General features: G+C 40.1%; 11 protein-coding genes and 1 pseudogene. All 12 read left to right on the top strand.

Features of this window, described 5'->3' with window-relative positions; translation table 11 throughout:
* Positions 1–308: 308 nt before the first annotated feature.
* The gene (locus HT701_RS00180) at positions 309–623 is read left to right on the top strand and encodes a YdcP family protein (protein ID WP_000420682.1); all 315 of its coding nucleotides are present in this window, start codon (positions 309–311) and stop codon (positions 621–623) included.
* 15 nt (positions 624–638) lie between these two features.
* The gene (locus tag HT701_RS00175) at positions 639–1,025 is read left to right on the top strand and encodes a YdcP family protein (RefSeq protein ID WP_000985015.1); all 387 of its coding nucleotides are present in this window, start codon (positions 639–641) and stop codon (positions 1,023–1,025) included.
* A 28-nt stretch (positions 1,026–1,053) separates the two neighbouring features.
* A complete protein-coding gene (locus HT701_RS00170; protein ID WP_000813488.1) occupies positions 1,054–2,439 on the top strand; it encodes an FtsK/SpoIIIE domain-containing protein in 1,386 nt (461 codons plus the stop codon).
* Positions 2,440–2,441: 2 nt separating this feature from the next.
* Positions 2,442–2,594: a hypothetical protein gene (locus HT701_RS00165; RefSeq protein ID WP_000879507.1), complete on the top strand. Its 153-nt coding sequence runs from the start codon at positions 2,442–2,444 to the stop codon at positions 2,592–2,594.
* A gap of 22 nt (positions 2,595–2,616) precedes the next feature.
* Entirely contained in the window at positions 2,617–3,822 is a 1,206-nt protein-coding gene (gene mobT / locus HT701_RS00160) for a MobT family relaxase (RefSeq protein ID WP_000398284.1), read from the top strand.
* A 42-nt stretch (positions 3,823–3,864) separates the two neighbouring features.
* Positions 3,865–4,086, top strand: coding sequence for a hypothetical protein (locus tag HT701_RS00155; protein ID WP_001009056.1), 222 nt, complete (start codon positions 3,865–3,867; stop codon positions 4,084–4,086).
* Between the two features lie 116 nt (positions 4,087–4,202).
* Positions 4,203–4,700 carry an antirestriction protein ArdA gene (locus tag HT701_RS00150; protein WP_000342539.1) on the top strand — a complete coding sequence of 166 codons (498 nt, stop codon included), beginning with the start codon at positions 4,203–4,205 and terminating at the stop codon, positions 4,698–4,700.
* Between the two features lie 88 nt (positions 4,701–4,788).
* On the top strand, positions 4,789–5,181 hold the full coding sequence (locus HT701_RS00145; protein WP_000723888.1) for a conjugal transfer protein: 393 nt from the start codon (positions 4,789–4,791) through the stop codon (positions 5,179–5,181).
* Positions 5,165–7,620 (top strand): annotated as a pseudogene (locus HT701_RS00140) (ATP-binding protein). Before HT701_RS00145 ends, HT701_RS00140 begins: the two are co-directional and overlap by 17 nt.
* 2 nt (positions 7,621–7,622) lie before the next feature.
* The gene (locus tag HT701_RS00135; RefSeq protein WP_000804748.1) at positions 7,623–9,800 is read left to right on the top strand and encodes a membrane protein; all 2,178 of its coding nucleotides are present in this window, start codon (positions 7,623–7,625) and stop codon (positions 9,798–9,800) included.
* Positions 9,797–10,798 carry a bifunctional lysozyme/C40 family peptidase gene (locus HT701_RS00130; protein WP_172931064.1) on the top strand — a complete coding sequence of 334 codons (1,002 nt, stop codon included), beginning with the start codon at positions 9,797–9,799 and terminating at the stop codon, positions 10,796–10,798. Before HT701_RS00135 ends, HT701_RS00130 begins: the two co-directional genes overlap by 4 nt.
* Positions 10,799–10,812: 14 nt before the next feature.
* Positions 10,813–11,727 (top strand): conjugal transfer protein, encoded by a 915-nt coding sequence (locus tag HT701_RS00125; RefSeq protein WP_172931063.1) that lies wholly within the window; start codon positions 10,813–10,815, stop codon positions 11,725–11,727.
* Positions 11,728–12,018: the final 291 nt, after the last annotated feature.

The following is a 12,018-nucleotide window of genomic DNA, read 5'->3' as shown; positions in this document are numbered from 1 at the left end:
CATAAAAACTGGACTTATCACACTTTATCAAGGTCAAAACCACTCAATTTACTACTAATTTACTACTTATGAATGAGCTTTGATACGACGATTTATCCTTGAAAAGTGAAGATATAAAGATACTTCCAATAAAATTTGAATATTTAATAGGTAGACACTTCAAAAAATGAGGTGTCTATTTTTTTACCCGATTTTGAAAGGAAGTGAACTTATGAAAACAAAAAATCAAGAATCAAAAGGTCGTTCCCCACTCTTTAAGACCATCAAACATTCATTCAGCCAATAAAAAAGAAAGGATAGGTAAAAATATGGAACTTAAATTTGTGATTCCCAACATGGAAAAAACATTCGGCAATTTAGAATTTGCTGGCGAGGATAAAGTCGTTCAGCGAAGAATCAACGGACGGCTAACTGTCTTATCAAGAAGCTATAATCTCTATTCTGATGTTCAAAGAGCAGATGATATTGTGGTGGTGCTTCCTGCTGAAGCTGGCGAAAAACATTTCGGCTTTGAGGAACGTGTGAAGTTAGTCAATCCACGTATTACCGCAGAGGGCTACAAAATCGGCACTCGTGGTTTTACAAATTACCTTTTACATGCTGACGACATGATAAAAGAATAAAGAAAGAGAGGAAAAATGATGAGATTAGCAAATGGCATTGTATTAGATAAAGACACGACTTTTGGAGAATTGAAATTCTCTGCTCTACGTCGTGAAGTGAGAATCCAAAATGAAGACGGGTCGGTTTCAGATGAAATCAAGGAACGTACCTATGACTTAAAATCCAAAGGACAAGGACGCATGATTCAAGTAAGTATTCCTGCCAGCGTGCCTTTGAAAGAGTTTGATTATAACGCACGGGTGGAACTTATCAATCCCATTGCGGACACCGTTGCTACTGCCACCTATCAAGGAGCAGATGTTGACTGGTATATCAAGGCAGACGATATTGTGCTGACAAAGGATTCTAGTTCATTCAAAGCTCAACCACAAGCAAAGAAAGAACCGACACAAGACAAATAGTCGCTAGGTAGAAAGGAGACTTTTTCGCATGAAACAGCGTGGTAAAAGGATTCGCCCATCTGGTAAAGATTTAGTCTTTCATTTTACGATAGCGTCACTCCTGCCTGTTTTCCTGCTGGTTGTCGGACTGTTTCATGTGAAGACAATCCAGCAGATCAACTGGCAGGATTTTAACCTATCACAAGCAGATAAGATTGACATTCCCTATTTAATTATCAGTTTCAGTGTCGCAATTCTTATCTGCTTGCTGGTAGCGTTTGTATTCAAACGGGTTCGCTATGATACGGTTAAACAACTTTACCACCGTCAAAAACTGGCAAAGATGATACTTGAAAACAAGTGGTATGAATCTGAACAGGTCAAAACAGAGGGTTTCTTTAAAGATAGTGCTGGTCGTACAAAGGAAAAGATAACCTACTTCCCTAAAATGTATTATCGACTTAAAAATGGCTTGATACAGATACGGGTGGAAATCACGCTGGGAAAATATCAAGACCAACTCTTACACTTGGAAAAGAAATTAGAGAGTGGCTTGTACTGTGAGCTGACGGATAAAGAGTTAAAGGATTCCTATGTGGAATATACTTTGCTCTATGACACCATAGCCAGTCGTATTTCTATTGATGAAGTAGAAGCTAAAGATGGTAAACTTCGCTTAATGAAAAACGTATGGTGGGAATATGATAAGCTCCCTCATATGTTGATTGCTGGTGGTACAGGTGGCGGTAAAACTTACTTTATACTGACACTGATTGAAGCCTTGCTTCATACAGATTCAAAACTGTATATTCTTGACCCGAAAAATGCTGATCTTGCGGACTTAGGTTCTGTGATGGCAAATGTCTACTATAGAAAAGAAGACTTGCTTTCTTGCATTGAAACATTCTATGAAGAAATGATGAAACGTAGTGAGGAAATGAAGCAGATGAAGAACTATAAGACTGGCAAAAATTATGCTTACTTAGGTCTCCCGGCACACTTCTTAATCTTTGATGAATACGTCGCTTTCATGGAAATGCTGGGAACAAAAGAAAACACCGCAGTTATGAATAAGCTGAAACAGATTGTCATGTTAGGTCGTCAAGCTGGCTTCTTTCTAATACTGGCTTGTCAACGTCCAGACGCAAAATATTTAGGCGACGGAATCCGTGATCAGTTTAATTTCAGAGTGGCTTTAGGTCGTATGTCTGAAATGGGCTATGGCATGATGTTTGGCAGTGACGTACAAAAGGATTTCTTCTTAAAGCGAATCAAAGGTCGTGGCTATGTTGATGTAGGAACAAGTGTCATATCAGAGTTTTATACTCCCCTTGTACCAAAAGGATATGATTTCTTGGAGGAAATTAAAAAGTTATCCAACAGCAGACAGTCCACGCAGGCGACGTGCGAAGCGGAAGTCGCAGGTGTGGACTGATCTTGCTGGCTGGTGTGGCAATAGCCACGCCAGCACTTAACCCCCCGTATCTAACAGGGGGGTACAAATCGACAGGAAACAGTCAAAAAAACATTAGAAAATCCTTTGGTTACAAGGGATTTACAAAATTTCAGCGTATGTCAAATGGGCTTTAAAAGTTGACATACGCCTTTTTGATTGGAGGGATTTTTACTGAATGAACAAACTTGGTTACAGCATTTAAAAGAAAAACGCTTGGCTTATGGACTATCTCAAAACCGTTTAGCTGTTGCGACTGGTATTACAAGGCAGTATCTAAGCGATATTGAAACAGGAAAAGTCAAGCCATCAGAGGATTTACAGCAGTCCCTTTGGGAAGCTCTGGAACGCTTCAATCCCGACGCTCCCCTTGAAATGCTGTTTGATTATGTAAGAATTCGCTTTCCGACAACAGACGTACAGCAGGTGGTCGAAAACATCTTACAACTGAAACTGTCCTATTTTCTTCATGAGGACTATGGTTTCTATTCTTATTCAGAGCATTATGCTTTAGGCGACATATTCGTCCTTTGCTCCCATGAACTGGACAAAGGAGTTCTGGTGGAATTGAAAGGTCGTGGGTGCAGACAATTTGAAAGCTATCTTCTGGCACAACAAAGAAGCTGGTATGAGTTCTTTATGGACGTTTTGGTGGCTGGCGGTGTGATGAAACGCCTTGACCTTGCCATTAACGATAAGACAGGGATTTTAAATATCCCTGTACTCACTGAAAAGTGCCAACAGGAAGAATGTATCTCCGTCTTCCGCAGTTTTAAAAGCTATCGCAGTGGCGAACTGGTACGCAAAGAGGAAAAGGAATGTATGGGAAACACCCTCTATATCGGTTCATTACAAAGTGAAGTTTATTTCTGTATCTATGAAAAGGACTACGAGCAGTACAAGAAAAATGATATTCCCATTGAAGACGCAGAAGTAAAAAACCGTTTTGAGATTCGATTGAAAAATGAGCGTGCCTATTATGCAGTCCGTGATTTACTCGTCTATGACAATCCAGAGCATACCGCCTTTAAAATTATCAATCGGTATATCCGTTTTGTAGATAAAGACGATTCCAAACCTCGTTCTGATTGGAAACTGAATGAAGAATGGGCTTGGTTTATTGGGAACAATCGTGAACGATTAAAACTAACCACAAAACCAGAGCCTTACTCCTTCCAAAGGACGCTGAACTGGCTATCTCATCAAGTTGCCCCGACCTTAAAGGTTGCGATTAAACTTGATGAAATCAACCAGACGCAGGTTGTAAAAGACATTCTCGACCATGCGAAACTGACAGACCGACACAAGCAGATTTTGAAGCAACAGTCAGTAAAAGAACAGGACGTGATAACAACAAAAAAATAACTCAAATACAAATTCATTGAATATAGAGAGGAGAACATTTTTATGAATTTTGGACAAAACCTTTATAACTGGTTTCTATCAAACGCTCAATCACTGGTGCTTTTAGCAATCGTTGTGATTGGCTTGTATCTTGGCTTCAAGCGTGAGTTTAGCAAACTGATTGGCTTTTTAATTATTGCGATTATTGCGGTTGGCTTAGTCTTCAACGCTGCTGGAGTAAAAGACATTTTACTAGAGCTATTCAATCGCATTATTGGTGCTTAAATAAAACCGTTCTTTTGTGGAATATAAGTGGTTTTCTTATGTTCCGCAAAGGAATGGTACACCAAACGAAGTGCGGTAGGGATTTTTGAATCTCTACAAAGAAAGGACGTGAATATATGGACGATATGCAAGTCTATATTGCGAATTTAGGCAAATACAATGAGGGCGAATTGGTCGGTGCGTGGTTTACCTTTCCCATTGACTTTGAGGAAGTCAAAGAGAAAATCGGCTTGAATGATGAATATGAGGAATACGCCATTCATGACTACGAGTTACCCTTTACGGTTGACGAATACACTTCCATTGGCGAACTCAATCGACTATGGGAAATGGTATCGGAATTACCCGAAGAATTACAATCGGAGCTATCTGCTCTGCTCACTCATTTTTCAAGCATTGAAGAACTAAGCGAACATCAAGAGGATATTATCATTCATTCCGATTGTGATGATATGTATGACGTGGCACGCTACTACATTGAAGAAACGGGTGCTTTAGGCGAAGTACCAGCTAGTCTTCAAAACTATATTGATTATCAAGCCTATGGTCGGGATTTAGACCTTTCAGGAACGTTTATCTCAACCAATCATGGGATTTTTGAAATCGTCTATTAAATCTGTCGGTACATTACTACTGGCAGATTTTCTATTTTACGGGGTGGCTCAATCAGCTACCCCTATTTTTTATGAAAGGATTGATTACATGAAGAAAATACGAAGCTATACCAGTATCTGGTCTGTGGAAAAGGTACTGTATTCTATCAATGATTTTAGACTTCCGTTTCCCATAACCTTTACGCAAATGACATGGTTTGTCGTGTCACTCTTTGCAGTGATGATACTTGGCAACTTGCCCCCTCTTTCCATGATAGAGGGAGCATTTCTCAAATACTTTGGGATTCCTGTGGCTTTCACATGGTTTATGTCTACAAAAACTTTTGATGGTAAAAAGCCTTATGGATTTTTGAAGTCTGTCATTGCTTATGCACTGCGACCAAAGCTGACCTATGCAGGAAAAAAAGTAACGCTTGGCAGAAACCAGCCACAAGAAGCCATTACAGCAGTTAGGAGTGAATTTTATGGCATATCCAATTAAATACATTGAAAACAATCTCGTCTGGAATAAAGACGGGGAATGTTATGCTTACTATGAGCTTGTTCCTTACAATTACTCATTTCTAAGTCCAGAACAGAAAATACAAGTGCATGATTCTTTCAGACAGCTTATCGCACAAAATCGTGATGGCAAAATTCATGCTTTACAAATCAGTACAGAATCCAGCATACGTTCTGCACAAGAGCGTTCCAAAAATGAAGTCACTGGCAAGCTCAAAGCGGTTGCCTATGACAAAATCGACCAACAGACAGACGCTTTAATATCCATGATTGGCGAAAATCAAGTGAACTACCGTTTCTTTATCGGCTTTAAGTTGCTTCTCAACGATCAGGAGTTTTCTATGAAAAGTCTTACCGTTGAAGCAAAAAATGCTTTGTCTGATTTTGTCTATGATGTGAACCATAAGCTGATGGGCGATTTTGTTAGTATGAGTAATGATGAAATCCTGCGTTTTCAGAAGATGGAAAAGCTCTTAGAAAATAAAATCTCTCGTCGTTTCAAAATCCGCAGGTTAGATAAGGACGACTTCGGCTATCTGATTGAACACCTTTACGGACAGACAGGCACTGCCTATGAAGAGTATGAGTACCATCTATCAAAGAAAAAGCTGGATAATGAAACGCTGATTAAATACTATGACTTGATTAAGCCTACTCGCTGTTTGGTGGAAGAAAAACAGCGATATTTGAAAATCCAGCAGGAAGATGAAACCGTCTATGTAGCTTACTTTACCATTAACAGCATTGTCGGAGAACTGGACTTCCCGTTCTCTGAAATCTTCTACTACCAGCAACAGCAATTTACATTCCCGATTGATACGTCAATGAATGTGGAAATTGTAGCGAATCGTAAAGCCCTATCTACTGTCCGCAATAAAAAGAAAGAACTGAAAGACTTGGATAACCACGCTTGGCAAAGTGATAATGAAACCAGCTCCAATGTGGCGGAAGCTCTGGAAAGTGTGAATGAGCTGGAAACCAATTTAGACCAAAGCAAGGAATCTATGTACAAGCTGTCTTATGTGGTAAGGGTATCAGCAAATGATCTTGACGAACTCAAACGTCGTTGTAATGAAGTGAAAGATTTTTATGACGATTTAAGCGTAAAACTGGTACGACCATTTGGGGATATGCTCGGCTTACATGAAGAATTTTTACCTGCCAGCAAGCGTTATATGAATGATTATATTCAATACGTGACCTCTGATTTCCTCGCTGGTTTAGGTTTTGGTGCTACTCAAATGCTGGGGGAAAATGAGGGGATTTATGTTGGCTACAGCTTAGATACTGGACGCAATGTCTATCTGAAACCTGCTCTTGCCAGTCAAGGGGTTAAGGGTTCAGTAACCAATGCGTTAGCGTCGGCTTTTGTTGGTTCGCTGGGTGGTGGTAAATCCTTTGCGAATAACCTTATCGTCTATTATGCGGTGCTTTATGGGGCACAAGCAGTGATTGTAGACCCAAAAGCAGAACGTGGCAGATGGAAAGAAACCTTGCCAGAGATTTCCCATGAAATCAATATCGTCACTCTGACTTCTGATGAGAAAAACAAAGGCTTACTTGACCCTTATGTGATTATGAAAAATCCCAAAGATTCTGAATCACTGGCTATTGATATTCTGACATTCCTTACGGGGATTTCCTCTCGTGATGGGGAACGCTTCCCAATCCTTAGAAAAGCCATTCGTGCAGTAACCAATAGTGAAGTACGAGGGTTGATGAAAGTGATTGAGGAATTACGGGTTGAGAATACGCCACTAAGTACCAGTATAGCCGACCATATCGAAAGTTTTACAGACTATGACTTTGCACATTTATTATTCAGTAATGGTTATGTGGAGCAGTCTATCAGCTTAGAAAAACAACTGAACATTATACAGGTTGCGGACTTGGTACTTCCCGACAAGGAAACTTCCTTTGAGGAATATACCACTATGGAGCTTTTATCCGTTGCTATGCTGATTGTCATTAGTACCTTAGTACCTTTGCTTTAGACTTTATCCATACAGACCGAAGCATTTTCAAGATTGTAGATTTAGACGAAGCATGGAGCTTTTTACAGGTAGCACAAGGAAAAACACTATCTATGAAGCTGGTTCGGGCTGGTCGTGCTATGAACGCTGGGGTATATTTCGTGACCCAAAATACAGACGACCTCTTAGATGAAAAACTGAAAAATAACCTCGGCTTAAAATTTGCATTTCGTTCCACTGACCTTAACGAGATTAAAAAGACCTTAGCCTTTTTTGGTGTAGACCCAGAGGACGAAAACAATCAGAAGCGATTGCGTGATTTGGAAAACGGGCAATGCCTTATCAGTGATTTATATGGTCGTGTCGGTGTGATACAGTTCCACCCTGTATTTGAAGAACTGCTCCATGCCTTTGATACCAGACCACCTGTGCGAAAAGAGGTGTAAATGTGAAACCATCAATAGTAAACAGAATAAAATCAAACTGGACGCTGAAACGTCTAGGTAAAGTGGCAATGACAGTGGCTTTCACACTTGTGATTGCCATTTTTCTTTTAGCCATGCTGGGAACGGTGGTTCAAGCTGCGGGCTTGGTAGATGATACGGTCAATGTGGCAAATGAATACAGCCGATACCCACTTGAAAACTATCAACTGGATTTTTATGTGGATAATAGCTGGGGCTGGCTTCCGTGGAACTGGTCGGACGGGATTGGAAAACAGGTCATGTATGGACTATATGCCATTACCAATTTTATTTGGACAATCAGTTTGTATGTTTCCAATGCGACAGGTTACTTAGTACAGGAAGCCTATTCCTTAGACTTCATTTCCGCTACAGCAGATTCCATTGGTAAGAATATGCAGACCTTAGCTGGTGTGAGTGCAAACGGATTTTCAACAGAGGGTTTCTATGTTGGATTCCTCTTACTCTTGATTTTGGTTCTTGGGGTTTATGTTGCCTATACGGGACTGATAAAGAGAGAAACCACAAAGGCAATTCATGCCATTATGAATTTTGTGCTGGTGTTTATCCTATCGGCTTCCTTTATTGCCTACGCTCCCGACTACATTAAAAAAATCAATGACTTTTCATCAGACATCAGTAATGCCAGTTTATCACTTGGCACGAAGATTGTCATGCCCCATTCCGATAGTCAAGGCAAGGACAGCGTGGACTTAATCAGAGATAGCCTGTTTTCCATACAGGTTCAGCAACCGTGGCTACTGCTTCAATACAACAGTTCAGACATTGAAAGTATCGGTATTGACCGTGTGGAAAGCCTGCTCTCCACCAGCCCAGATTCCAACAATGGCGAAGACAGAGAAAAAATTGTTGCGGAAGAAATTGAAGACAGAAGCAATACCAATCTAACCATTACAAAGACCATTAACCGTTTAGGTACAGTCTTCTTCCTATTTGTCTTCAATATTGGGATTTCCATATTTGTATTCCTATTAACAGGAATCATGATTTTCTCGCAGGTACTTTTTATCATCTATGCTATGTTTCTGCCTGTGAGCTTTATTTTAAGCATGATTCCATCATTTGATGGTATGTCAAAACGAGCCATAACAAAGCTCTTTAATACCATTTTGACACGAGCTGGAATCACATTGATTATTACGACAGCATTTAGTATTTCAACCATGCTCTATACCTTATCGGCTGGTTATCCGTTCTTTTTGATTGCTTTTCTACAGATTGTGACCTTTGCAGGAATCTACTTCAAGCTGGGCGATTTAATGAGTATGTTTTCTCTACAGAGTAACGATTCTCAAAGTGTGGGAAGTCGTGTGATGAGAAAACCTCGTATGCTTATGCACGCTCACATGCACCGTCTACAGCGGAAACTTGGACGTTCCATGACTACTCTAGGGGCTGGGTCTGCCATTGTTACAGGTAAAAAAGGACAGTCGGGTTCGGGGAGTTCTGCAAGGACACAAGCAGATCACTCCCGACCAGACGGAAAGGAAAAATCAACACTTGGAAAACGTATCGGTCAAACCATCGGTACAGTAGCTGATACCAAAGACAGAATGGTAGACACTGCTAGTGGTTTGAAAGAACAGGTTAAAGATTTGCCGACCAATGCAAGATATGCAGTATATCAAGGAAAATCCAAAGTAAAAGAGAATGTCCGTGATTTAACCAGTAGTATTTCTCAAACCAAAGCGGACAGAGCCAGTGGACGCAAGGAACAGCAGGAACAAAGGCGAAAAACCATTGCGAAGCGTCGCTCTGAAATGGAACAGGTCAAACAGAAAAAACAGCCTGCTTCTTCTGTTCATGAAAGACCGACTACAAGACAAGAACAATATCATGATGAACAGACCTCAAAACAGTCTAATATTCAGACTTCATATAAGGAATCTCAACAAGCCAAACAAGAGCGTCCAGCAGTTAAGTCCGATTTTTCAAGTCCAAAAGTGGAACGCCAAGGCAATACCGTTCAAGAAAAAACCGTTCAAAAGCCAGCAACTTCAACCACTACAGCAGATAGAACTTCACAACGTCCAATCACAAAAGAACGTCCGTCTACTGTTCAAAGAGTACCACTACAAAATACAAGAAGTAGACCACCAATCAAAACCGCCACCATTAAGAAAGTCGGTAAGAAACCATGAAGTTGAAAACTTTAGTGATTGGTGGTTCTGGATTATTCTTGATGGTCTTCTCACTGCTTCTGTTTGTTGCCATTTTATTTTCAGATGAACAGGACAGCGGAATTTCCAATATTCATTATGGAGGTGTGAATGTTTCCGCAGAAGTGCTGGCTCATAAGCCTATGGTAGAAAAATATGCCAAAGAATATGGCGTTGAAGAATATGTCAACATACTTCTTGCGATTATACAGGTGGAATCGGGTGGTACAGCAGAAGATGTTATGCAGTCCTCGGAATCCCTCGGTCTTCCACCTAATTCATTGAGTACAGAAGAATCCATTAAGCAAGGTGTGAAGTATTTCAGTGAGTTATTAGCCAGTAGCGAAAGGCTTGGTGTAGATTTAGAATCGGTTATCCAGTCCTACAATTATGGTGGTGGTTTCTTAGGATATGTGGCTAATCGTGGGAATAAATATACCTTTGAACTGGCTCAAAGTTTCTCAAAAGAGTATTCGGGTGACGAAAAAGTGTCTTACCCCAATCCCATAGCCATACCTATCAATGGGGGCTGGCGATACAATTACGGGAATATGTTTTATGTGCAACTGGTAACGCAGTATCTTGTCACAACAGAGTTTAATGATGATACAGTACAAGCCATCATGGACGAAGCTCTGAAATTTGAAGGCTGGAAGTATGTCTATGGCGGAGCTTCCCCGACTACCTCTTTTGATTGTAGCGGACTGACACAATGGACGTATGGAAAAGCTGGAATCAACTTACCACGAACAGCACAACAGCAATATGATGTAACCCGGCATATCCCATTATTGGAAGCAAAAGCCGGCGATTTGGTTTTCTTTCATTCTACCTATAACGCTGGCTCTTATATTACTCATATCGGGATTTATTTAGGCGATAACCGTATGTTTCATGCAGGCGACCCTATCGGTTATGCCGACTTAACAAGCTCTTACTGGCAACAGCATTTAGTGGGAGCAGGACGAATCAAACAATAAGAAAGGACGATTCAATGATGAAATTCGGAAAAAATCAGAATACAGAAAAACAGACACCAAAGGAAAAGAAACCTCGTGTCTATAAGGTCAATCCTCGTAAAAAGGTTGTGATTGTCCTATGGGTACTTTTAGGACTTAGTTTCAGCTTTGCGATATTCAAGCACTTTACAGCCATTGATACCCATACCATTCATGAAACCACCATCATAGAAAAGGAATATGTCGATACTCATCATGTGGAAAATTTTGTAGAGAACTTTGCGAAAGTCTACTATTCATGGGAACTAAACGACAAGTCCATTGATAATCGCATAGAAAACCTGAAAGCATATCTGACAGAGGAACTTCAAGCTCTGAATGTCGATACAGTTCGTAAAGATATTCCTGTATCGTCTTCTGTAAAAGGATTTCAGATATGGACGGTAGAAGCAGATGGCGACAATCAATTTGATGTAACCTACAGTGTAGACCAACTCATTACAGAGGGGGAAAATACAAAGACCGTCCACTCTGCTTATATAGTGAGTGTCTATGTAGACAGTACTGGAAATATGGTACTGGTTAAGAATCCGACCATTACCAACATACCTAAGAAATCAAGTTATAAACCAAAAGCCATTGAAAGTGAGGGGACGGTTGATTCCATTACAACCAATGAAATCAATGAGTTTTTAACGACGTTCTTCAAGCTCTATCCTACAGCGACAGCCAGTGAACTTTCCTACTATGTGAATGACGGGATATTAAAACCAATCGGAAAAGAGTACATCTTTCAAGAACTGGTAAATCCTATTTACAATCGTAAGGATAATCAAGTCACGGTATCGCTGACAGTGGAGTATATCGACCAGCAGACCAAAGCAACGCAGGTATCTCAATTTGATTTGGTACTTGAAAAGAACGGGAGTAATTGGAAGATTATAGAATAACAAATATTGGTACATTATTACAGCTATTTTGTAATCACGTACTCTCTTTGATAAAAAATTGGAGATTCCTTGACAAATATGCTCTTACGTGCTATTATTTAAGTATCTATTTAAAAGGAGTTAATAAATATGCGGCAAGGTATTCTTAAATAAACTGTCAATTTGATAGTGGGAACAAATAATTGGATGTCCTTTTTTAGGAGGGCTTAGTTTTTTGTACCCAGTTTAAGAATACCTTTATCATGTGATTCTAAAGTATCCGGAGAATATCTGTATGCTTTTTATGCCCTT

Source organism: Streptococcus sp. 10824 (assembly GCF_013276595.1).
GTDB lineage: Bacteria > Bacillota > Bacilli > Lactobacillales > Streptococcaceae > Streptococcus > Streptococcus pseudopneumoniae.
Note: the sequence above shows the minus strand (reverse complement) of the source record. Positions and strands in the feature narration are given on the sequence as shown.